Here is a 21,720-nt window from a genome sequence, read left to right on the forward strand (position 1 = left end):
GAAACCCCCAAAATCCCCCCCATCTATCATTTAATTCAGCCCTGAGCACAGGCTCAGGGCTTCTGTTTCCCGAATCTGTAACCAGGGGGTCTGCTCGTGACAACAATAGTAAGTGTACGCCGTAACGGCCAGGTGGTAATTGCCGGTGATGGCCAGGCCACGCTGGGTAATACCGTCATGAAAGGCAACGTGAAGAAAGTACGTCGTCTTTATAACGACAAAGTGATCGCCGGTTTCGCAGGCGGCACGGCTGATGCCTTCACGCTGTTTGAACTGTTTGAACGCAAACTGGAAATGCATCAGGGTCATCTGGTGAAAGCCGCCGTTGAGCTGGCAAAAGACTGGCGTACCGACCGCATGCTGCGCAAGCTCGAAGCACTGCTGGCCGTGGCTGACGAAAACGCCTCGCTGATCATCACCGGTAACGGCGACGTGGTTCAGCCTGAAAACGACCTGATTGCCATCGGCTCTGGCGGCCCGTACGCCCAGGCCGCAGCCCGTGCGCTGTTGGAAAATACCGACATGAACGCGCGCGATATCGCGGTGAAAGCGTTGGATATTGCAGGTGATATCTGCATCTATACCAACCACAATCACACCATCGAAGAATTGACCTCCAAAGCGTAAGGATCGCCCATGTCTGAAATGACCCCACGCGAAATTGTCAGCGAACTGAACAAACACATTATCGGCCAGGACAACGCCAAGCGCTCCGTGGCTATCGCACTACGTAACCGCTGGCGTCGCATGCAGCTCGACGAAGAGCTCCGCCATGAAGTGACGCCAAAAAATATTCTGATGATCGGCCCGACCGGGGTGGGTAAAACCGAAATCGCCCGTCGTCTGGCCAAACTGGCTAACGCGCCGTTCATCAAAGTTGAAGCCACCAAGTTCACCGAAGTGGGCTATGTGGGTAAAGAAGTGGACTCCATCATCCGCGATCTGACCGATTCAGCGATTAAGATGGTGCGTGTCCAGGCGATTGAGAAAAACCGCTATCGCGCCGAAGAGATGGCCGAAGAGCGTATTCTCGACGTGCTGATCCCACCGGCAAAAAATAACTGGGGACAGGCTGAACAGCAGCCTGAACCTTCTGCTGCGCGTCAGGCATTCCGCAAAAAATTGCGCGAAGGCGAGCTGGACGACAAAGAGATTGAGATCGATCTCGCTGCCGCGCCAATGGGCGTTGAAATCATGGCCCCTCCGGGCATGGAAGAGATGACCAGCCAGTTGCAGTCCATGTTCCAGAACCTGGGCGGGCAGAAACAGAAAGCGCGTAAGCTGAAAATCAAAGACGCGATGAAGCTGCTGATTGAAGAAGAAGCAGCGAAGCTGGTTAACCCGGAAGAGCTGAAACAGGACGCTATCGACGCGGTTGAGCAGCACGGTATCGTGTTTATCGACGAAATCGACAAAATCTGTAAGCGCGGCGGCAACAGCTCCGGCCCGGATGTTTCCCGCGAAGGCGTTCAGCGCGACCTGCTGCCGCTGGTGGAAGGTTGCACCGTCTCTACCAAGCACGGCATGGTGAAAACTGACCACATTCTGTTTATCGCGTCAGGTGCGTTTCAGGTTGCCAGCCCATCCGATCTCATTCCGGAACTGCAGGGTCGTCTGCCAATCCGCGTTGAGCTGCAGGCGCTGACCACTGAAGATTTCGAACGTATCCTGACTGAGCCAAACGCTTCTGTGACCGTACAGTACAAAGCGCTGATGGCGACCGAAGGCGTGAATATCGAGTTCACCGACGATGGGATCAAACGCATCGCTCAGGCCGCATGGCAGGTCAACGAAACCACCGAAAACATCGGTGCGCGTCGTCTGCACACCGTGCTGGAACGCCTGGTGGAAGATATCTCTTACGATGCGAGCGACCTTAACGGTCAAACCATTACCATTGACGCAGAGTATGTGGGCAAACACCTGGATGCGTTAGTGGCAGATGAAGATCTGAGCCGTTTTATTCTATAATCGCGTTCAATGCATTTTCATCACTGTTGATGGGGGCTATGGCCCCCATTTTTATTGGCTAAATAACTATGACTGATATCAGCCGTACGCAGGCGTGGCTCGAAAGTCTGCGTCCAAAAACGCTTCCTCTGGCTTTTGCCGCCATTATCGTCGGTACCGCACTTGCCTGGTGGCAGGGGCATTTCGATCCCCTGGTGGCTGGTCTGGCGCTTGTCACCGCCGGGCTACTGCAAATCCTCTCTAATCTCGCCAATGATTACGGCGATGCGGTAAAAGGCAGCGATAAACCTGATCGTATCGGGCCGCTGCGCGGGATGCAAAAAGGGGTGATTACCCAGGCACAGATGAAGCGGGCGCTGATTATCACCGTGGTGTTGATTTGCCTGTCCGGCCTGGCGCTGGTGACGGTCGCCTCGAAAACCACCAGCGATTTCATTGGCTTCCTGGTGCTGGGCTTGCTCGCCATTATTGCAGCAATTACCTATACCGTCGGGACGCGTCCTTACGGGTATATTGGTCTGGGCGACATCTCCGTACTGGTGTTCTTCGGCTGGCTGAGCGTCATGGGAAGCTGGTACTTGCAGGCGCATACGGTGATCCCCGCCCTGTTCCTGCCCGCGACCGCCTGCGGTCTGCTGGCGACGGCGGTGCTGAATATCAATAACCTGCGCGACATCGACAGCGACCGTGAGAACGGTAAGAACACGCTGGCCGTGCGTCTGGGCCCGGTGAATGCCCGCCGCTATCACGCCTGCCTGCTCATCGGCGCGCTGGTCTGCCTGGCACTGTTCAATCTGATCTCTCTGCACAGCCTGTGGGGCTGGCTGTTTGTGCTCGCCGCACCGCTGCTGGTTAAGCAGGCCCGCTATGTCATGCGTGAACTCAGCCCGGCTGCCATGCCGCCGATGCTGGAGCGCACGGTAAAAGGCGCGTTGCTGACTAACCTGCTGTTCGTCATCGGGATTGTCTTAAGCCAGACGCTGAGTTAGCTGACAAATATCAATTAACAATTGATGATTTTGCCAACAAGGCATTTCGCACGATATACTGAACACATTCGCAGCAACAGAGCGTTAAACCTATGAAATACGATACCTCCGAGCTTTGTGACATCTACCAGGAAGATGTCAACGTCGTTGAACCCCTGTTCTCCAACTTTGGCGGACGGTCGTCGTTTGGCGGACAAATCATCACGGTGAAATGTTTCGAGGACAACGGGTTGCTGTACGATCTGCTCGAAGAGAACGGCCGTGGCCGCGTTCTGGTGGTCGACGGCGGCGGTTCCGTGCGCCGCGCATTGATTGATGCTGAACTGGCCGGAATTGCCGTCCAGAACGAGTGGGAAGGCATTGTGGTGTACGGTTCCGTGCGTCAGGTGGACGATCTCGAAGACATGGATATCGGGATTCAGGCCATCGCGGCCATACCGGTAGGCGCAGCGGGCGACGGCATCGGCGAAAGCGACGTGCGCGTCAATTTCGGCGGCGTGACCTTCTTCTCGGGCGACCACCTTTATGCTGACAATACCGGCATTATCCTTTCCGAGGATGCGCTGGACATTGAGTAGTTAATCGATAAGCGAGATGCATAAAAAAACCGCCAACAGCAATGTGGCGGTTTTTTTGTCCCTCGGGATTCGCGGTCCGTTGGGTGATATTGCAACCTTTAACCAGGATTTTTATCTTACCCTGATTCATTCCTCAGGTAACCCCTGTCGACCCTTTATGAATTCCTAATTATGTGTGGGAACCTTAACTCCGCAGCTGTTGCTCATTATGATGCTGTGTCCCTTTCCGCCATCTCGCAAATGGGCGCCGGTCCAGGGAAAGGTGTATTCACAACCGTAAAGCAACCTTTAACCGGGCTTGTGTCCACCGACTTATCACCGGTGGTGAACGGTGGAGCGGTAAGCAGCAGGGACCGCATAATGAAACGCTATTTATGTATCGCGTTCATTGTCGCCAGCGTACTCGTTGTAAAGAGCGATGAACCTGTTGGGTTTGTTGCTTTTGCTACGACAGCGCAGGACAAGTAGCGTTAAGGCCGCCTCAGGCGGCCTTTTTTATGGTTTGATATCGGTTAGCGAAAACCATAAAAAAGCCGGGTGGCGGCTTCGCCTTACCCGGCCTAATCAGTTAACCCCACCGGAATTAAACTTCTTCCATACGTCCCAGCAGTGCCTGCAGGCGATCCTGCCAGCCGTTCTGCTGTTCGCGCAGCTGGTTGTTTTCGCGCTCCAGTTCTTCACGGCTGTGCTGAGCATTCTGAACTTCCTGGGACAGGGAGTTGTTTTTCTCTTTCAGCTCTTCAATTTCCATCTGCAGCAGGGTGATGGTGTCGATCGCCTGCTGTACTTTCGATTCCAGTTTCTCAAACACTTCTAAAGACATGATGCTACCTCTCCTGAATTGCAAGGCGACGCTTTAACGTAAACGCGCACGACATATACCGTCGATTGTATGGAGCGCGGCGCTCTGTGTCCAGCGACACACCGCGCAGATCGCGGTTTGCAACACTTTTAGGTCTGGTCCTGGTGCGTTCGCGGCATATACCCCTAAATTGTTAACTCTTTAGTTAATGAAATGATTCAGCTCACATTATACCGCTGATGCAAAAACGCGCTTTATGGCGCGAAAACGCTCATTTTATTGACACAGACCACACATTTTGATTTCGATATTTCTCGTTTGTGCTCGTTAACGATAAATTAACACTATGTCTACAGGGCATCGTGGCTGTCACGGGCGGTCACGCAAACAATAAACATTACTCTTTTGCAGGATTCCGATTATGAGTCAGACATCAACCTTAAAAGGCCAGTGCATTGCCGAGTTCCTGGGTACCGGGTTGTTGATATTCTTCGGAGTAGGCTGTGTCGCTGCACTGAAAGTGGCGGGTGCCAGTTTTGGTCAGTGGGAAATCAGTATTATCTGGGGTTTGGGCGTGGCGATGGCCATCTACCTGACCGCAGGGGTTTCCGGCGCACATCTTAACCCGGCGGTGACCATCGCGTTGTGGCTATTCGCGTGCTTTGACGGACGCAAAGTTGTCCCTTTCATCATTTCACAATTTGCCGGCGCCTTTTGCGCAGCGGCGTTAGTTTACGGGCTTTATTACAATCTTTTCACCGACTTCGAACAGACGCATCATATGGTGCGTGGCAGTGTCGAAAGCCTGGATCTGGCAGGCATTTTCTCAACGTATCCGAATCCGCATATTAATTTTGTGCAGGCGTTCGCAGTTGAAATGGTGATTACCGCTATTCTGATGGGCGTCATTATGGCGCTGGGCGACGACGGAAACGGCATTCCGCGCGGCCCGCTGGCACCACTTTTGATTGGCCTTCTGATTGCGGTAATTGGCGCATCCATGGGTCCGCTGACCGGCTTTGCGATGAATCCGGCGCGTGACCTGGGTCCAAAAACCTTCGCCTTCTTTGCAGGATGGGGCGATGTCGCCTTTACCGGCGGCAAAGACATTCCTTACTTCCTGGTACCGCTGTTCGGGCCAATCGTAGGGGCAGCGCTGGGCGCATTCGGCTATCGCAAATTAATTGGTCGCCACTTACCGTGCGACACCTGTGTGGAAGAGGAAAAAGAGTCGACTTCCACCACACAACAAAAAGCTTCGCTGTAATCTGACTACGGGACACATACCATGACCGAAAAAAAATATATCGTTGCGCTCGACCAGGGCACTACCAGCTCCCGCGCTGTCGTAATGGATCATGACGCGAACATTGTCAGCGTGTCTCAACGCGAATTTGAGCAAATCTATCCGCGTCCAGGCTGGGTTGAACACGACCCGATGGAGATCTGGGCATCACAAAGCTCCACGCTGGTGGAAGTGCTGGCGAAAGCCGACATCAGTTCTGACGAGATTGCCGCTATCGGTATCACCAACCAGCGTGAAACCACCGTTGTCTGGGAGCGCGAAACCGGTAAGCCCATCTACAACGCCATTGTCTGGCAGTGCCGCCGCACCTCAGAGATCTGCGAAAAACTGAAGCGCGACGGAATGGAAGAGTACGTGCGCAGTACAACCGGTCTGGTCATTGACCCCTATTTCTCCGGCACCAAAGTGAAGTGGATCCTCGACCACGTGGAAGGTTCACGCGAGCGTGCACGACGCGGCGAGCTGCTGTTTGGCACCGTCGATACCTGGCTTATCTGGAAGATGACTCAGGGACGCGTTCACGTCACCGACTACACCAACGCCTCGCGCACCATGCTGTTCAACATCAACACTCTGGAGTGGGATGACAAGATGCTGGACGCGCTGGACATTCCGCGTGCGATGCTGCCAGACGTGCGCAAATCTTCAGAAGTATACGGCCAGACCAACATCGGCGGTAAAGGCGGCACCCGTATTCCTATCGCCGGTATTGCCGGTGACCAGCAGGCGGCGCTGTTCGGCCAGCTGTGCGTCAAGGAAGGGATGGCGAAGAACACTTACGGCACCGGCTGCTTTATGCTCATGAACACCGGCGAGAAAGCGGTGAAATCAGAAAACGGTCTGCTGACCACCATCGCCTGCGGCCCACGCGGTGAAGTGAACTATGCCCTGGAAGGGGCGGTATTCATGGCGGGTGCCTCCATTCAGTGGCTGCGCGACGAGATGAAGCTGATCAGCGATGCGTTTGACTCCGAATACTTCGCGACCAAAGTGAAAGACACCAACGGCGTATACGTGGTGCCAGCGTTTACCGGTCTGGGCGCACCGTACTGGGATCCGTACGCCCGCGGCGCGATTTTCGGCCTGACGCGCGGTGTGAACTCAAACCACATTATTCGTGCGACCCTGGAATCCATCGCCTACCAGACGCGCGACGTGCTGGAAGCGATGCAGGCGGACTCCGGCATTCGTCTGCACGCCTTGCGCGTGGACGGCGGTGCGGTAGCCAATAACTTCCTGATGCAGTTCCAGTCCGACATTCTGGGTACCCGCGTTGAACGTCCTGAGGTGCGAGAAGTAACGGCGCTGGGCGCGGCGTATCTGGCAGGTCTGGCGGTTGGCTTCTGGCAAAACCTTGACGAGCTTCAGGAAAAAGCGGTGATCGAACGCGAATTCCGTCCAGGCATCGAAACCACCGAGCGCAACTACCGCTACAGCGGCTGGAAGAAAGCGGTGAAACGTGCCCTGGCATGGGAAGAGCACGACGAGTAAGACAGACTCACCCCTCACCCTAACCCTCTCCCCTTTGGGGAGAGGGCCGGGGTGAGGGGCTCAGACCGCACCACCCCTCCCCCTCCCCACTCTGTGATAAACTTCGTGCAATTCCTTATGATTGTACGAGTACCTCATGAAACGTGAACTTGCTATCGAGTTTTCCCGCGTCACCGAAGCTGCCGCCCTCGCAGGCTACAAGTGGCTGGGCCGTGGCGACAAAAATACCGCAGACGGCGCAGCCGTCCACGCCATGCGCATTGTGCTTAATCAGGTCAATATCGATGGCACTATCGTCATTGGCGAAGGCGAAATCGACGAAGCCCCGATGCTCTACATCGGTGAAAAAGTCGGGACGGGCAAAGGCGATGCGGTGGATATCGCGGTCGACCCGATCGAAGGCACGCGCATGACGGCGATGGGCCAGGCCAACGCGCTGGCGGTGCTGGCGGTGGGCGATAAGGGCTGCTTCCTCAACGCGCCAGATATGTACATGGAAAAGCTGATTGTCGGTCCTGGTGCTAAAGGTGCTATCGACCTTAGCCTGCCGCTGGATGCCAACCTGCGCAATATCGCAGCGGCGCTGGGTAAACCGCTCAACGAACTCACCGTGACCATCCTGGCGAAACCGCGCCACGACGCCACCATCGCTTATCTGCAAGCACTCGGCGTGCGCGTATTTGCCATTCCTGATGGCGACGTTGCCGCCTCTATTCTGACCTGCATGCCGGACAGCGAGGTCGACGTGCTTTACGGCATCGGCGGCGCGCCGGAAGGTGTGGTCTCTGCGGCAGTGATCCGCGCGCTGGACGGCGATATGCAGGCGCGTCTGCTGCCACGCCATGAGGTCAAAGGCGACAGCGACGAGAACCTTCGCATTGGTGAAGACGAACTGGCGCGCTGTGCGGCGATGGGCATCGAGGCCAATAAAGTGCTCGCGCTGAACGAGATGGCTCGCAGCGATAACGTGGTCTTCTCCGCAACCGGCATCACCAAAGGCGATCTGCTGGATGGCATCACCCGCAAGGGAAACATGGCCACCACTGAAACCCTGCTGATCCGCGGCAAATCCCGCACCATTCGCCGCATTCAGTCCATTCATTATCTCGACCGCAAAGACCCGGACGTACAGACGCACATTCTGTAAAACCGTTTGATCGATAGAGCTTTCCGGCCCGAATGGGCTGGAAATGTTTCCCACAAGTACGGAAGATAGAAGAGAGAAACAGCACAGGAGAAGATCATGGCGGACTGGGTAACAGGTAAAGTCACAAAGGTACAGTTCTGGACCGATGCGCTATTTAGCCTCACGCTGCACGCGCCCGTTCATCCGTTTACCGCCGGGCAGTTTGCCAAGCTCGGGCTGGATATCGACGGTGAACGCGTACAGCGCGCCTACTCTTACGTTAACGCGCCTGATAACCCGGATCTCGAGTTCTACCTGGTCACCGTTCCGGACGGTAAGCTCAGCCCGCGCCTCGCCGCGCTGAAACCGGGCGATGAGGTGCAGATTGTCTCCGACGCGGCGGGGTTCTTCGTGCTGGATGAAATCCCCGACTGTGACACGCTCTGGATGCTGGCGACCGGCACGGCCATCGGCCCGTATCTCTCTATCCTGGAGTACGGCAAAGATCTGGAGCGCTTTAAGAATATCGTGCTGGTCCACGCCGCGCGCTACGCCGCAGACCTGAGCTATTTGCCGCAGATGCAGGCGCTGGAACAGCGATATGGCGGGAAGTTAAAAATTCAGACGGTGGTCAGCCGCGAAACCGCAGCTGGCTCGTTAACCGGCCGCGTTCCGGCGTTGATTGAAAGCGGCGCGCTGGAAGAGGCAGTGGGTTTACCGATGAATACCGAAACCAGCCACGTGATGCTGTGCGGTAACCCGCAGATGGTGCGCGATACGCAGCAACTGCTGAAGGATACCCGGCAGATGACGAAACACCTTCGCCGCCGACCGGGCCATATGACCGCCGAACACTACTGGTGATCAGCGGTACTTCACCTCAAGGGTATCTTTTCCGTATTTGTTCTCGCTCTGGGTGCCAATAAACGCGCCCAGTTCGACAACCATCATCACAAAGATAACCGTCGGCAGCAGTCTGCCCACCACCCACGGGAGGATGGAGGGCAGCATTGACCAGTTCCCCGCCACCAGCATCCACGCCAGAATAATCAGAAAAGCCCAAGCGCCGGAGCGACCGCGATCGTGCAGACGTTTCACCACCACGGCAGCGGTTGGCCACAGTAAACAGACCAGCGCAAAAGCCGCAGTTTGCGTGCTCAGCCAGGCGTTATAGGCAACAAAAAACAGAAGCAGCATGGCGACAACCCACGCTGCCATCCAGATCCAGAAGTCACGGCGTCCAATACGCCCTTTGAATGAAAACAACCACTGCTGTATGGTCATGTAAGGTTCCTTATTATTGTTTAGCCCGCATTTTACCCTGGAGTTGTGACCTTTTGACAAGCCGACCAGATATCGTTTTAATCATGGGCAATAACGGCCAGGGGCAATGTTGATGAAAAGTTCGGCACACTCTCTTTATTTGTGTTTAGCGATGCTGAGCGCCAGTTTTTCTCTGCACGCCGCGGAACCGGCTTCCCCGGTCACCGCTCCCTACCTTCTGGCGGGCGCCCCCTCTTTCGATCAATCTATCAGCCAGTTCCGCGAAGCCTTCAATAAAGAAAACCCCTCGCTTGCGCTGGGGGAGTTCCGTGCGATTGACGGTGCCCGCGATACGCCAACCCTGACCCGCGCTGCCAGCAAAATTAACGAGAATCTATATGCTTCCACTGCCCTTGAGCGCGGAACGTTAAAAATCAAAAGCATGCAGATCACCTGGCTGCCGATTCAGGGCCCAGAGCAGAAAGCGGCGAAAGCGAAAGCGCTGGAGTATATGAGCGCTATTCTGCGCGCCTTTACCCCCACCTTCACGAAAGCGCAAAGCCAGCAAAAGCTGCAAAAACTGCTTACCGCCGGGAAAAACAAACGCTATTACGCGGATACGGAAGGTGCCGTTCGCTATGTTGTCGCAGATAACGGCGAAAAGGGGCTGACCTTCGCGGTTGAACCGATTAAGCTGGCCCTATCAGACGCACTCGAGGGGGCGAATTAATGACAAAAAGCAAAGCCTTTCGAGGGAAAATCTCTATACTGATTCACAGACCATGCTGCCCTTAAGGGCGGCCATATTCCTTAATTCGCTTATTGAGCGTGGAGAATTGAAATGCGACATCCTTTAGTGATGGGTAACTGGAAACTGAACGGCAGCCGCCACATGGTAAACGAACTGGTTGCTAACCTGCGTAAAGAGCTGGCTGGCGTGACCGGCTGCGCGGTTGCTATCGCTCCGCCGGATATGTACCTGGATCTGGCTAAACGTGCCGCTGACGGCAGCCACATCATTCTGGGCGCGCAGAACGTTGACGTTAACCTGTCTGGCGCGTTTACCGGTGAAACCTCCGCTGAAATGCTGAAAGACATCGGCGCGAAATACATCATCATCGGCCACTCTGAGCGTCGCACCTACCACAAAGAATCTGACGAGTTCATCGCGAAGAAATTCGCTGTGCTGAAAGAGCAGGGTCTGATCCCGGTTCTGTGCATCGGTGAAACCGAAGCAGAAAACGAAGCGGGTAAAACCGAAGAAGTGTGCGCACGTCAGATCGACGCTGTGCTGAAAACCCAGGGCGCGGCAGCGTTCGAAGGCGCGGTTATCGCTTACGAGCCAGTCTGGGCGATCGGTACCGGCAAATCTGCAACTCCAGCGCAGGCACAGGCGGTGCACAAGTTCATCCGTGACCACATTGCAAAAGCAGACGCGAAAGTGGCTGAGCAGGTCATCATCCAGTACGGCGGTTCCGTTAACGCATCAAACGCAGCTGAGCTGTTCACCCAGCCAGACATCGATGGCGCGCTGGTTGGCGGCGCATCCCTGAAAGCAGATGCTTTCGCGGTGATCGTTAAAGCGGCAGAAGCGGCTAAGCAGGCGTAATTGCCTTTGGGGCGGGTGGCGCTTCGCTAACCCGCCCTACAAAACCACTACAAACGTCCTAATACGCTAAACCACAAATAATCCAGCGGCAGCAGTACCAGATACGTCGCAATCGCCAGCGCCAGGCAGAGCAGCATCCCCGCCTTCGCAGGCACTTTCCCTAAGCCCATCGCCACCACAATCGGCGACGCCTGATACGGCAGCAGCGGCGTGGAATACCCCAGCACCTGAATCATGATCACCGACAGCAGCGGGAAGCCGGTCGCGTCGGAGAAGCTCTGCGCCAGCGTGGTGTACAGCGCCGGAACGCCGTTGGCGGTCATAATGAAGTTGAGCGCCGTGGTGATCCCCGTCAGCGCCAGGAAGCTGGTAAACGGGCGGTCTGCATCCAGCGGCATGATATGGAGCAACGCCTCGCCTACGGCCGCACCGATACCGGTCTGCGTCACCGTAATGGCCAGCCCGAGTATACCCGCGACGTAAATACAGGTGCGCATATTCACCCCCGCCGAGAACTCCTCGCCGGTGATAAATCCGATGCGCGGCAGCATAACGATGACCGAGGCCGCCAGCCCTGTCCACGCTGGGCCCACGCCGTGCCAGCTCTCCGTTACCCACATCGTCAACACCACCGCCAGCAGCCAGGCGAGCCGTTTTTCGTCACGTCCCATCGGTTCCGATGGCGCGAGATCCTTCGCCGGTTTTGGGTTGCCGGGAAACAGCCAGCAGATCAGGCCAATCAGAATCAGGCCTTTGAGAATACCCAGCACCGGCGTGTGCAGCAGCAGATACGGGACATAGTTGAGGTGGATACCGTATGAGCCTTCCGCCGCGCCGCTCATCACAAGGTTTGGCACGTTAGCGGGCAAAATAGTGGCCGAGAGCTGGAAGGTGCCAAACCCGACCGCCAGCGCCAGGCCAAACCAGGCCCGCGAGCCATCAGGAATGCCGGCCCGCTTCGCCATCGCGGCGACAATCGGCATCAGCAGCGCAATACGTCCCATGTTCGACGGCATCACGAATGCCAGGGCATAGCTCAGCAGCACAACGCTTGCCACCATCAGCACCCAGGAGTCGGTAAGCTTTGCCGACAGCGCCCGGGCGGCCCTGTCCGCCAGGCCGGTTTTCCGAATCGCCACGCCCAGCACAAAGCCGCTGAACACCAGCCAGAAGGCTGACGAGGCGAAGCCGCCAAAGATCACTTCCGGCGGGGCGATTCTGGCGGTCATCGCCGCCGTAAAGAACAGCAGCGCGGTGATAAATTCCGGCAACAGCGACGTCGCCCACAGCACGATGGTGACGCCGACGATCAGCGAGGGAAGCAGCAGAGGATGCGTTAACCAGAGCGACATACCTGTCTCCTGTAGAATTTTTCAGCAAGTCTACGGCGACAGGCAGGGCGAGTAAATGCTATTTATGGTGGGGTCACTTCAGGATATCGCATTGATGATCCTGCAATTCCTCAGCCGACGCACGGTTAAAGGTCAGCAGGTTACGCTCCGTCGCCAGCAGTACAAACGAGCCGTCCGACTGCTGCGCCATCGCCAGCGCGAAGCGTCCCATATGGTCGCGCGCTTCCGGCAGCTCTTCCGCCAGCATCATAAACGGGCTGCGCTGCACCAGTTCGTTCTCCGTCACCCGACGGGCAAGGTACTCATGCCCTTCCAGCCCGCCCGGAAGCGGTAGCCACTGGGTGCTGATTTGCCCCTGCGCCGCGTTCAGCTTCTCGCGCACGTCCGGGCGCAGGCAGGAGATGTGGATATGGAAATGGTTTTGCGTGCGCCCGGTCGGGGAGTTGATGGTCAGCGAAATAGCGCTGTCAGGCACGTCGGCTCCCCGTTTCATGCTCATAAAATGACGAGACTGCCATGCCAGCCAGAAGAAATTCGGTGTCTGAGGCTCGGTCAGCAGCGGGCTTTCGGTGCCGTTGATACGGTACGTGGGCATCAGGAGGTATTGCAGCGGTCCGTTGCGGTCCTTGAACACCACGTAGCCCGCATCTGGCTTCACCTGCGCACACGGTGCCGGGTTACGGTTATGCAGCTGGTTGGGCACACACTGGTCGAGAACGATATGACGCAACGCATTCGGATTACCCGCTTTCATCCAGTACACGCCGCCTGCGGCAAGGGCGATAACGATCAGAATCAGTAAGATAATTTTTTTCACAACGCGTTCCCTGTTTTCAGTAAAGGCAAAAGAGTAACGCAAAATGATGACCAAATAAAAAACCCGGCGGATTTCTCACACCGGGTTACCGTGTCGTGCTTTATGAAACGCCTAGCGTTTGCTGATCTGGTCGAAGGTGCCGCCGTTAGAGAAGTGCTCTTTCTGCGCTTTGGTCCAGCCGCCAAAAACATCGTCGATCGTAAACAGCTTCAGTTTCGGGAAGGCGTTCTCGTATTTCTTCGCGACAGCCTCATCGCGCGGGCGGTAGAAGTTTTTCGCCGCAATTTCCTGACCTTCCGGCGAGTAAAGATACTTCAGGTAGGCTTCCGCCACCGCTTTGGTGCCCTTCTTATCAACAACCTTATCGACGACGGAGACGGTCGGCTCAGCCAGGATGGATTCGCTCGGGGTCACGATCTCGAATTTGTCTTTACCCAGCTCGTTGGTCGCCAGCAGGGCTTCGTTTTCCCAGGCAATCAGCACGTCGCCGATGCCGCGCTCGACGAAGGTGTTAGTTGCGCCGCGCGCGCCGGAGTCCAGCACTTCGACATTTTTAAACAGCGCTTTCACGAATTCCTGCGCTTTAGCCTGGTCACCGTTGTTGTGGTGCAGGGCGTAGCCCCAGGCCGCCAGGTAGTTCCAGCGTGCGCCGCCGGAGCTTTTCGGGTTCGGCGTGATGACAGACACGCCCGGCTTAATCAGGTCGTTCCAGTCTTTAATCTGTTTCGGGTTGCCTTTGCGCACCAGGAAGACAATGGTCGAGGTGTATGGCGCAGAGTTGTCCGGCAGGCGCTTGATCCAGTTTTTGTCGATACGGCCACGCTCCGCGATCGCGTCTACGTCATAAGCCAGCGCCAGGGTAACCACATCGGCTTCAATGCCGTTGATCACCGATGTCGCCTGCTTACCTGAACCGCCGTGAGACTGGCGAACCACCACGTTATCGCCGGTTTCCTGTTTCCAGTGCGCCGCAAAAGCTTTGTTGTACTGGTCGTACAGTTCACGCGTCGGATCGTACGACACGTTCAGTAACTGAATGTCCTTTGCCAGAACGCTGGTCGATGCCAGCAATAATGTTAACCCCACGCCCCATTTATTCATCGCCCGGCTCTCTTGTTTAGTGTTTTGATGAATGCAGCGTGCCAGAAAGCTAACCGATGATTAAAGAATAAAAAAAGATTGGCTATAACGTGAAGGAATAAAAAGTGCGTGGGCACAAAAAAGCCGGGTGGCGGCTACGCCTTACCCGGCCTACGATCCGTGCTTTTGTAGGCCCGGTAAGCGCAGCGCCACCGGGCAACAGAGCCGATCAGTACAGTTTTTTCGCGCAGTCCAGCCAGTCACCTTTGAACGGACGCTTCATGTTTTCAATGGCGTCGATGATGTCATGGTGAACCAGTTTCTCGTTCTGAATACCGACGCAGCGGCCGCCGTGGCCCTGTAGCAGCAGCTCGATCGCGTACGCACCCATGCGGGACGCCAGGATACGGTCGTACGGGCCTGGGGAACCGCCACGCTGAATGTGACCCAGAACGGTCGCGCGGGTTTCGCGTTTGGTTTCGGTTTCGATGTACTTCGCCAGCTCGTCAACGTCACAGATGTGCTCGGTGATAGCAACGATGGCGTGTTTCTTACCTTTCGCGATGCCGGCTTTGATCTCTGCGACCAGATCTTCACGGCTGAACTCTACTTCCGGAACTACCACGAACTCACAGCCACCGGCAATGGCCGCCGCCAGGGTCAGGTCACCGCAGTAACGGCCCATCACTTCAACAATGGAAATACGCTGGTGAGAGGAAGAGGTGTCACGCAGGCGGTCAATCGCTTCCACAACGGTACCCAGCGCGGTGAAGTAACCGATGGTGTAGTCAGTGCCTTTGATGTCGTTGTCGATGGTGCCAGGCAGGCCGATGCACGGGAAGCCCATTTCAGTCAGACGTTTTGCACCCATGTACGAGCCGTCGCCGCCGATAACCACCAGCGCATCCAGACCCCGTTTTTTCATGTTTTCGATAGCCACTTCACGGATGTGTTCGTCACGGAATTCCGGGAAGCGCGCGGAACCGAGGAAAGTACCGCCACGGTTGATCATGTCAGACACGCTGTAGCGGTCGAGCTGAACCATGCGGTCTTCATACAGACCCAGGTAACCGTCATAGATACCAAAAACTTCCAGACCTTCCGTCAGCGCTGCACGGACAACCCCACGGATTGCCGCGTTCATGCCCGGCGCATCACCGCCGCTTGTCAACACACCGATTTTCTTAATCATGACTACCTCTGAACTTAGGAATGCAAAATTGAAATCTGCTGCCGGAAGAAACTGTTCAACCGTCGAATACTGCAAATAGTATATCAATCCCTTCCAGCTGAATTGATTCAGGTCAGGCCATATGGTGGTAATTTATCCACAAAATGCTGGTCTGGCTCACTTTTTTACAACGAATTACGAAAGCTCAAAACGCCCTGGGGACGACAGAGCACGGATCCTGGTGAATAATGACGTCTGACCCAGGGAAACGCTGCAAAATCGCCTGCTCCACCTGTTCAGCGACCATATGCGCCTGAACCAGTGGCAGGTTGTCTTCCATTTCCAAATGAATCTGAATAAAGCGGGTCGGCCCTGACTGCCGCGTACGAAGATCGTGAGCACCACTGACGCCAGGCCAGTGGGTCACGATGGCATAAATTTCATCACGTTCTGCATCCGGAAGCGCACGGTCAAGAAGCGACTGTACCGCGTCATACCCCATCCGCAACGCGCTGTATAAAATATAGATCCCTATCCCTAACGCAAACAACGCATCGGCACGATGCCAGCCATACCAGGCCAGACCGAGCGCAATAAGAATAGCCCCATTCATCATAACATCAGACTGATAATGAAGCATATCGGCCCGTACAGCCTGGCTTTGTGTTTTGCGTACAACCCAGCGCTGGAACGTTACAAGAACAAGTGTGCTTATAAGTGCAACTACGGTTACGACCACACCAACGCCCGGATCGTTCATCGGAGAAGGCGAAATAAGATGCTGAATGCCGGTCAAAAACAGGAAAAGCGCGGAGCCCGAAATAAACATACTTTGTGCCAGCGCGGCCAGCGATTCCGCTTTGCCGTGGCCAAACGTATGCTCTTCATCTGCCGGTTGCAGCGAATAGCGCACCACCAGCAGGTTGGTCAGCGAGGCGGCAATATCCACCAGTGAATCCACCAGCGCCGCCAGAATACTAACCGACCCGGTGTACCACCACGCGAAAATTTTAATGATCAGCAAACACGACGCCGTCACCGTCGCGGCTATTGCGGCCCGGCTTACCAGCCGTCCATAGGATTGATTCATAAACACTCCTGTCATGCCATGGCGCTAGTATAACGGATGGTGGTGGAGTGAATGGATGAATAAAGCGTTAACAAACCGGAACGATGGGCAAAAAAAACCCCCACATCATGTGGGGGAAGACAGGGATGGTGTCTATGGCAAGGAAAACAGGGTTTACTGGTTACTACGGGTACTGCTATTGCTACTGAAAAGCGTCATATCTGAGCTTCGCTGCATCCGTGCAACCTCACGTAACTGGTTCATACGTTGCTGATGTTTGGTATTCAAAACCGCTTGCTGCTCGGGCGTTAGCAGGTGGAACATCTGGTTGCGAACCTTCGCCATTTCTACCTGGCGGGCAACCTGTTCCTGCGCCATTTTTTCTGCCTGAGCGCGTACAGCGCTTTCGTCAAAATTTTCTGCGGTGACAAGGCGATGCATTGTCTCCATTTCGCTAACATTAACAGGGGGCTGGTCGTGTCGTGCCCTCTGCATCAGATCTCGCATCTGTTGACGCTGATGTTCGGTTAAACTTATGCCGTCAAACATATGGCTTTGGCTGCTGTGCTGCGTTGCGCCCTCTACTGAGGAACCGTTATCGCTGTTGATAGCTACAGCAGCCTGGCTAAACGCACAGAAGGCCAGCGTTGAGGCCATGACGGCAGCGGTAACTTTGCGCATCACTTGCTCCCAAAATCTTTCGTGTCGCGATTCAACGAGAGACAGTCTACGATTCAGGCTGCAAACATGCGTCAGGGGGTGTAAAACAACGTAAAGTCATGGATTAGATAGCCTTGATGTCGTAATTTCTGCCTCGGAGGTATTTAAACAATGAATAAAATCCTGTTAGTTGATGATGACCGAGAGCTCACATCTCTTTTAAAGGAGTTGCTCGACATGGAAGGTTTCAACGTCCTGGTTGCCCATGATGGGGAACAGGCGCTGAGTCTCCTTGACGACAGCATCGATTTACTTTTGCTCGACGTCATGATGCCGAAGAAAAACGGTATTGATACGTTGAAAGAGCTTCGCCAGACACACCAGACCCCCGTCATTATGCTGACCGCGCGCGGCAGCGAGCTTGACCGCGTACTCGGCCTTGAGCTGGGTGCGGATGACTATTTACCTAAGCCGTTCAACGACCGTGAACTGGTGGCCCGTATTCGCGCGATCCTGCGCCGCTCTCACTGGAGCGAGCAGCAGCAGAATACCGACAACAGCTCACCTACGCTGGAAGTGGACTCCCTGAGCCTGAACCCGGGCCGCCAGGAAGCGAGCTTCGACGGTGAAACGCTGGAGCTAACCGGCACCGAGTTCACCCTGCTGTATCTGCTGGCGCAGCATCTCGGCCAGGTGGTGTCGCGTGAACACTTGAGCCAGGAAGTGCTGGGCAAACGCCTTACCCCGTTTGACCGCGCCATCGATATGCATATCTCGAACCTGCGCCGTAAGCTGCCAGAACGTAAAGACGGTCACCCCTGGTTTAAAACCCTGCGTGGTCGCGGTTATCTGATGGTTTCCGCTTCATGATAGGCAGCTTAACCGCCCGCATCTTCGCCATCTTCTGGCTGACGCTGGCACTGGTTTTAATGCTCGTTTTGATGTTGCCAAAACTCGACTCACGCCAGATGACGGAGCTGCTCGACAGCGAGCAACGTCAGGGCGTGATGATCGAGCAGCACGTGGAAGCGGAGCTGGCAAACGATCCGCCGAACGATTTAATGTGGTGGCGCAGGCTGTTTCGCGCTATCGACAAGTGGGCGCCCCCCGGACAACGTCTTTTACTGGTCACCAGTGAAGGCCGCGTGATTGGGGCCGATCGCAATGAAATGCAGATTATCCGCAACTTTATTGGCCAGGCGGATAACGCCGATCACCCACAGAAAAAGAAATATGGTCGGGTAGAAATGGTGGGCCCTTTCTCGGTGCGGGATGGGGAAGATAACTACCAGCTCTACCTGATTCGCCCCGCGAGCAGTTCCCAGTCCGACTTCATCAACCTGCTATTTGACCGTCCGCTGTTGCTGTTGATTGTCACCATGCTGGTTAGTTCCCCACTGCTGTTATGGCTGGCGTGGAGCCTGGCGAAACCGGCGCGTAAGCTGAAAAACGCGGCGGACGAAGTGGCGCAGGGCAACCTGAGGCAGCATCCGGAGCTGGAATCCGGGCCGCAGGAGTTCCTGGCCGCCGGAACCAGTTTTAACCAGATGGTGAGCGCGCTTGATCGAATGATGACGGCCCAGCAACGTCTGCTGTCGGATATCTCCCACGAGCTGCGTACGCCGCTCACGCGTTTACAGCTGGGTACCGCCCTGCTGCGCCGTCGCAGCGGTGAGAGCAAAGAGCTGGAGCGTATTGAGACGGAAGCGCATCGCCTGGACAGCATGATCAACGATCTGCTGGTGATGTCGCGTAATCAGCAGAAAAACGCGCTGGTGAGCGAAACGGTGAAAGCCAATCACCTCTGGCATGAGGTGCTGGATAACGCGGCCTTCGAAGCGGAACAGATGGGCAAATCCTTCACCGTCAATTTCCCGCCGGGCCCGTGGCCGCTGTACGGTAACCCCAACACGCTGGAAAGCGCGCTGGAGAATATCGTGCGTAACGCCCTGCGCTACTCGCACACGAAGATTGAAGTGGCGTTTTCGGTGGATAAAGACGGGATCACTATCATCGTGGACGACGACGGTCCAGGCGTCAGCCCGGAAGATCGCGAGCAGATTTTCCGTCCGTTCTACCGTACCGACGAGGCGCGCGACCGTGAATCTGGCGGTACGGGGCTGGGTCTGGCGATTGTTGAAACCGCCATGCAGCAGCACCGTGGCTGGGTGAAAGCCGATGACAGCCCGCTGGGCGGGCTGCGGCTAACGCTGTGGCTGCCTCTGTATAAGCGTTCGTAATCCCCTCACCCTAACCCTCTCCCCATAGGGGAGAGGGGACGGCTCGGTGCGGTCTTTTCACCCTCGCCCCTTTGGGGAGAGGGCCGGGGTGAGGGGCAATTATTTCCCCCACAATCTCCGCGAACTGCTCTCGATCTTGCCGCTTATCCGCCGCTTCTGCATCGTTCTGGTCCAGCTGGTGGATAATCCTGCCGCTGACAGCAGGCGGTGAAACTGTTCATCGTCGAACGGCATATGCCAGGCAATGGCACAGGCCTCGAATACCGACACCTCACTCAGGCGCGAAGCCAGCTCAATCGGCGCATCCGCCGAAACCTGTCCCGCCTGCACAACGCGATACAGCCAGCCGGTTTTACCCGCGTTTTGCAGCTGGGCCGACATATCCTGAATGCCAAAATGGTAGTTAAGTTTGAAGCACGGCGAGCGCGGCTGGGTGACCTGAATCAGAGCATCGCCCCAGCGATAAATATCGCCAATAAAGACGTTCTTCTCCGTCAGCCCTTCCGTTGAGAGATTTTCGCCAAACGCGGGGGCGACGAAAAGGTCCGCCTGTTCAGGAAATTCGGTTTTCCAGTGCTGATAGTGCTCGCGCGGATAGTGGCACAGCGCGCGATCGGGCCCGCCGTGGATTTTCTTTTCGGCCTGCTGGTCGCCCGCCAGACCAAGCTCGGTAAGCGTCAGCTCACCGTCGACCTGCACTTTGGCGATAGCGCTCGGGCGACTGCCTTCGTACTCCCTTACCTTGCCTGTAAACACATTCACCGGGTAATGCATCTCCACTCCTTCAGATACAAAAAAAGCGAGTCATCAGACTCGCTTCTCACAGGCGTCAATGCAACCTTATTTTTTAGCGGCGAAACGCGCTGCTGCTTCGTCCCAGTTCACTACATCCCAGAAGGCTTTGATGTAGTCAGGGCGACGGTTCTGGAACTTCAGGTAGTAAGCGTGTTCCCACACGTCCAGACCCAGAATTGGGAAGCCGGATGCGCCAGAGATAGCTTCACCCATCAGCGGGGAGTCCTGGTTTGCGGTTGAAACGACCGCCAGTTTGTCACCTTTCAGGACCAGCCACGCCCAGCCAGAACCGAAACGGGTTGCAGCGGCTTTTTCGAATTCCGCTTTGAAGTTGTCAACGGAACCGAAGTCACGCTCGATAGCCGCTTTCAGGTCGCCCTGAAGGGTGGTGCCGGTTTTCAGGCCTTTCCAGAACAGGCTGTGGTTAGCGTGACCGCCCGCGTTGTTGCGCAGCACGGTTTTCTTGTCTGCTGGCAGCTGGTCCAGTTTGGTGATCAGCTCTTCAACAGGCAGATTAGCGAACTCTGGCAGGCTTTCCAGCGCAGCATTCGCGTTATTCACGTAGGTCTGGTGATGTTTAGTGTGATGGATTTCCATCGTCTGCTTGTCGAAATGCGGTTCCAGTGCGTCGTAGGCATACGGCAGGGATGGCAGTGTATAACTCATAATCCTCTCCATTATTGTCGGGCGGCACAGCTGTTAATGCCGCGTAAGCAGTTGGTTCATTATAGTTAATTAAATGATATTGAAAATGATTATCAATGCCGTAGTTTTTATAAGGTTATTCGGTTTTTGAGAAATGAAGGAATTGTGAGTCTGCTCACGCGGTTAACGAGCTGATTGCCATTCAAAACAAAAGTGCGGCAACCTTCTGAAGGTTCCCAAACCGCCTAATTTTTACACTCATCAAGTCGGCGGGAAGCCTCCGGCTATAAAAACGATGAGGATGTAAAAATGAATCATGCGATTACGATGGGTATTTTCTGGCATTTGATAGGCGCGGCCAGTGCAGCCTGTTTCTATGCCCCGTTTAAAAAGGTGAAAGGCTGGTCATGGGAAACCATGTGGTCCGTTGGCGGTACCGTGTCCTGGCTGATTTTGCCGTGGACAATCAGCGCCATGCTGCTGCCCGATTTCTGGGGCTACTTCTCCTCCTTCAACGCCTCCACCCTGCTGCCGGTATTCCTGTTCGGCGCGATGTGGGGTATCGGTAATATCAACTACGGCCTCACCATGCGCTACCTCGGCATGTCGATGGGGATTGGCATCGCGATCGGCATTACGCTGATTGTTGGCACCCTGATGACGCCAATCCTCAACGGCAACTTCGATGTGCTGATCAACACCCAGGGTGGGCGAATGACGCTGCTGGGCGTGCTGGTAGCGGTGATCGGCGTGGGA

23 protein-coding genes are annotated in these 21,720 nt (G+C 55.6%); 13 read left to right on the top strand and 10 right to left on the bottom strand.

Translation table 11 applies throughout. From position 1 onward, the window contains the following. Positions 1–96 precede the first annotated feature (96 nt). From hslV to rraA, 4 genes are all read left to right on the top strand, one after another. Positions 97–627 (top strand): ATP-dependent protease subunit HslV, encoded by a 531-nt coding sequence (hslV, locus tag ACOTX2_RS21210; RefSeq protein WP_022649795.1) that lies wholly within the window; start codon positions 97–99, stop codon positions 625–627. Between the two features lie 9 nt (positions 628–636). Continuing rightward, positions 637–1,971, top strand: coding sequence for an HslU--HslV peptidase ATPase subunit (hslU, locus tag ACOTX2_RS21215; protein ID WP_022649796.1), 1,335 nt, complete (start codon positions 637–639; stop codon positions 1,969–1,971). Between the two features lie 62 nt (positions 1,972–2,033). Continuing rightward, entirely contained in the window at positions 2,034–2,960 is a 927-nt protein-coding gene (menA, locus tag ACOTX2_RS21220) for a 1,4-dihydroxy-2-naphthoate polyprenyltransferase (protein ID WP_088581795.1), read from the top strand. Positions 2,961–3,052: 92 nt separating this feature from the next. After that, positions 3,053–3,538: a ribonuclease E activity regulator RraA gene (gene rraA / locus ACOTX2_RS21225; protein WP_022649798.1), complete on the top strand. Its 486-nt coding sequence runs from the start codon at positions 3,053–3,055 to the stop codon at positions 3,536–3,538. Between the two features lie 583 nt (positions 3,539–4,121). Here the strand turns inward: rraA and zapB are convergent. After that, positions 4,122–4,361: a septal ring assembly protein ZapB gene (gene zapB / locus ACOTX2_RS21230; protein WP_022649799.1), complete on the bottom strand. Its 240-nt coding sequence runs from the start codon at positions 4,359–4,361 to the stop codon at positions 4,122–4,124. A gap of 400 nt (positions 4,362–4,761) precedes the next feature. Here zapB and ACOTX2_RS21235 point away from each other — a divergent pair, with 400 nt between their 5' ends. The 4 genes from ACOTX2_RS21235 to fpr all read left to right on the top strand — a co-directional run bounded on the left by ACOTX2_RS21235 (position 4,762) and on the right by fpr (position 9,127). Next, positions 4,762–5,607 (top strand): MIP/aquaporin family protein, encoded by an 846-nt coding sequence (locus ACOTX2_RS21235; RefSeq protein ID WP_022649800.1) that lies wholly within the window; start codon positions 4,762–4,764, stop codon positions 5,605–5,607. Positions 5,608–5,628: 21 nt separating this feature from the next. Further along, entirely contained in the window at positions 5,629–7,137 is a 1,509-nt protein-coding gene (gene glpK / locus ACOTX2_RS21240; protein WP_022649801.1) for a glycerol kinase GlpK, read from the top strand. Positions 7,138–7,273: 136 nt separating this feature from the next. Next, complete coding sequence (gene glpX, locus ACOTX2_RS21245) at positions 7,274–8,284, top strand: class II fructose-bisphosphatase (protein WP_023307187.1); 1,011 nt, start codon at positions 7,274–7,276, stop codon at positions 8,282–8,284. A gap of 96 nt (positions 8,285–8,380) precedes the next feature. Continuing rightward, positions 8,381–9,127: a ferredoxin--NADP(+) reductase gene (fpr, locus tag ACOTX2_RS21250; protein WP_022649803.1), complete on the top strand. Its 747-nt coding sequence runs from the start codon at positions 8,381–8,383 to the stop codon at positions 9,125–9,127. Here fpr and ACOTX2_RS21255 read toward each other — a convergent pair whose 3' ends face one another. Next, positions 9,128–9,547, bottom strand: a complete 420-nt coding sequence (locus ACOTX2_RS21255; RefSeq protein ID WP_022649804.1) for a DUF805 domain-containing protein — start codon at positions 9,545–9,547, stop codon at positions 9,128–9,130. 112 nt (positions 9,548–9,659) lie between these two features. On the opposite strand from ACOTX2_RS21255, the gene ACOTX2_RS21260 reads away from it, so the two are divergent. After that, positions 9,660–10,256: a DUF1454 family protein gene (locus tag ACOTX2_RS21260; RefSeq protein ID WP_022649805.1), complete on the top strand. Its 597-nt coding sequence runs from the start codon at positions 9,660–9,662 to the stop codon at positions 10,254–10,256. A 111-nt stretch (positions 10,257–10,367) separates the two neighbouring features. Then, a complete protein-coding gene (tpiA, locus tag ACOTX2_RS21265) occupies positions 10,368–11,135 on the top strand; it encodes a triose-phosphate isomerase (RefSeq protein WP_003862019.1) in 768 nt (255 codons plus the stop codon). Between the two features lie 47 nt (positions 11,136–11,182). Here tpiA and ACOTX2_RS21270 read toward each other — a convergent pair whose 3' ends face one another. The 6 genes from ACOTX2_RS21270 to cpxP all read right to left on the bottom strand — a co-directional run bounded on the left by ACOTX2_RS21270 (position 11,183) and on the right by cpxP (position 17,305). After that, positions 11,183–12,487 (bottom strand): SLC13 family permease, encoded by a 1,305-nt coding sequence (locus ACOTX2_RS21270; RefSeq protein WP_032103451.1) that lies wholly within the window; start codon positions 12,485–12,487, stop codon positions 11,183–11,185. A gap of 73 nt (positions 12,488–12,560) precedes the next feature. Further along, positions 12,561–13,304 (bottom strand): CDP-diacylglycerol diphosphatase, encoded by a 744-nt coding sequence (locus tag ACOTX2_RS21275; RefSeq protein ID WP_032626946.1) that lies wholly within the window; start codon positions 13,302–13,304, stop codon positions 12,561–12,563. Positions 13,305–13,415: 111 nt separating this feature from the next. After that, a complete protein-coding gene (locus tag ACOTX2_RS21280) occupies positions 13,416–14,405 on the bottom strand; it encodes a sulfate ABC transporter substrate-binding protein (protein ID WP_023298902.1) in 990 nt (329 codons plus the stop codon). A gap of 208 nt (positions 14,406–14,613) precedes the next feature. Continuing rightward, positions 14,614–15,576, bottom strand: a complete 963-nt coding sequence (gene pfkA, locus ACOTX2_RS21285) for a 6-phosphofructokinase (protein ID WP_003862009.1) — start codon at positions 15,574–15,576, stop codon at positions 14,614–14,616. 184 nt (positions 15,577–15,760) lie between these two features. Beyond that, positions 15,761–16,645, bottom strand: coding sequence for a CDF family cation-efflux transporter FieF (gene fieF, locus ACOTX2_RS21290; RefSeq protein WP_023298903.1), 885 nt, complete (start codon positions 16,643–16,645; stop codon positions 15,761–15,763). Positions 16,646–16,798: 153 nt separating this feature from the next. Further along, on the bottom strand, positions 16,799–17,305 hold the full coding sequence (gene cpxP, locus ACOTX2_RS21295; RefSeq protein WP_023298904.1) for a cell-envelope stress modulator CpxP: 507 nt from the start codon (positions 17,303–17,305) through the stop codon (positions 16,799–16,801). 150 nt (positions 17,306–17,455) lie between these two features. On the opposite strand from cpxP, the gene cpxR reads away from it, so the two are divergent. Both cpxR and cpxA read left to right on the top strand, forming a co-directional pair. Beyond that, entirely contained in the window at positions 17,456–18,154 is a 699-nt protein-coding gene (gene cpxR / locus ACOTX2_RS21300) for an envelope stress response regulator transcription factor CpxR (RefSeq protein ID WP_003862004.1), read from the top strand. Continuing rightward, positions 18,151–19,524, top strand: a complete 1,374-nt coding sequence (gene cpxA / locus ACOTX2_RS21305; RefSeq protein ID WP_022649811.1) for an envelope stress sensor histidine kinase CpxA — start codon at positions 18,151–18,153, stop codon at positions 19,522–19,524. Before cpxR ends, cpxA begins: the two co-directional genes overlap by 4 nt. Positions 19,525–19,623: 99 nt before the next feature. Here cpxA and yiiM read toward each other — a convergent pair whose 3' ends face one another. Further along, positions 19,624–20,298, bottom strand: a complete 675-nt coding sequence (gene yiiM / locus ACOTX2_RS21310) for a 6-hydroxyaminopurine reductase (protein WP_038416933.1) — start codon at positions 20,296–20,298, stop codon at positions 19,624–19,626. Positions 20,299–20,364: 66 nt separating this feature from the next. Continuing rightward, positions 20,365–20,985, bottom strand: coding sequence for a superoxide dismutase [Mn] (gene sodA / locus ACOTX2_RS21315; protein WP_003861999.1), 621 nt, complete (start codon positions 20,983–20,985; stop codon positions 20,365–20,367). 288 nt (positions 20,986–21,273) lie between these two features. On the opposite strand from sodA, the gene ACOTX2_RS21320 reads away from it, so the two are divergent. Then, on the top strand, positions 21,274–21,720 hold a 447-nt coding region (locus ACOTX2_RS21320), incomplete at its 3' end, for an L-rhamnose/proton symporter RhaT (RefSeq protein ID WP_421625968.1).

The sequence above is a fragment of the Enterobacter cloacae complex sp. IR5412 genome (assembly GCF_049237385.1).
GTDB lineage: Bacteria > Pseudomonadota > Gammaproteobacteria > Enterobacterales > Enterobacteriaceae > Enterobacter > Enterobacter intestinihominis.

Excerpts from the sequence above, each read along its gene's own strand:
- hslU (WP_022649796.1), top strand. The coding sequence starts at position 637 with ATGTCTGAAATGACCCCACGCGAAATTGTCAGCGAACTGAACAAACAC.
- rraA (WP_022649798.1), top strand. The coding sequence starts at position 3,053 with ATGAAATACGATACCTCCGAGCTTTGTGACATCTACCAGGAAGATGTC.
- zapB (WP_022649799.1), bottom strand. The coding sequence starts at position 4,361 with ATGTCTTTAGAAGTGTTTGAGAAACTGGAATCGAAAGTACAGCAGGCG.
- ACOTX2_RS21235 (WP_022649800.1), top strand. The coding sequence starts at position 4,762 with ATGAGTCAGACATCAACCTTAAAAGGCCAGTGCATTGCCGAGTTCCTG.
- glpK (WP_022649801.1), top strand. The coding sequence starts at position 5,629 with ATGACCGAAAAAAAATATATCGTTGCGCTCGACCAGGGCACTACCAGC.
- glpX (WP_023307187.1), top strand. The coding sequence starts at position 7,274 with ATGAAACGTGAACTTGCTATCGAGTTTTCCCGCGTCACCGAAGCTGCC.
- fpr (WP_022649803.1), top strand. The coding sequence starts at position 8,381 with ATGGCGGACTGGGTAACAGGTAAAGTCACAAAGGTACAGTTCTGGACC.
- ACOTX2_RS21255 (WP_022649804.1), bottom strand. The coding sequence starts at position 9,547 with ATGACCATACAGCAGTGGTTGTTTTCATTCAAAGGGCGTATTGGACGC.
- ACOTX2_RS21260 (WP_022649805.1), top strand. The coding sequence starts at position 9,660 with ATGAAAAGTTCGGCACACTCTCTTTATTTGTGTTTAGCGATGCTGAGC.
- tpiA (WP_003862019.1), top strand. The coding sequence starts at position 10,368 with ATGCGACATCCTTTAGTGATGGGTAACTGGAAACTGAACGGCAGCCGC.
- ACOTX2_RS21270 (WP_032103451.1), bottom strand. The coding sequence starts at position 12,487 with ATGTCGCTCTGGTTAACGCATCCTCTGCTGCTTCCCTCGCTGATCGTC.
- ACOTX2_RS21280 (WP_023298902.1), bottom strand. The coding sequence starts at position 14,405 with ATGAATAAATGGGGCGTGGGGTTAACATTATTGCTGGCATCGACCAGC.
- pfkA (WP_003862009.1), bottom strand. The coding sequence starts at position 15,576 with ATGATTAAGAAAATCGGTGTGTTGACAAGCGGCGGTGATGCGCCGGGC.
- fieF (WP_023298903.1), bottom strand. The coding sequence starts at position 16,645 with ATGAATCAATCCTATGGACGGCTGGTAAGCCGGGCCGCAATAGCCGCG.
- cpxP (WP_023298904.1), bottom strand. The coding sequence starts at position 17,305 with ATGCGCAAAGTTACCGCTGCCGTCATGGCCTCAACGCTGGCCTTCTGT.
- cpxR (WP_003862004.1), top strand. The coding sequence starts at position 17,456 with ATGAATAAAATCCTGTTAGTTGATGATGACCGAGAGCTCACATCTCTT.
- cpxA (WP_022649811.1), top strand. The coding sequence starts at position 18,151 with ATGATAGGCAGCTTAACCGCCCGCATCTTCGCCATCTTCTGGCTGACG.
- yiiM (WP_038416933.1), bottom strand. The coding sequence starts at position 20,298 with ATGCATTACCCGGTGAATGTGTTTACAGGCAAGGTAAGGGAGTACGAA.
- sodA (WP_003861999.1), bottom strand. The coding sequence starts at position 20,985 with ATGAGTTATACACTGCCATCCCTGCCGTATGCCTACGACGCACTGGAA.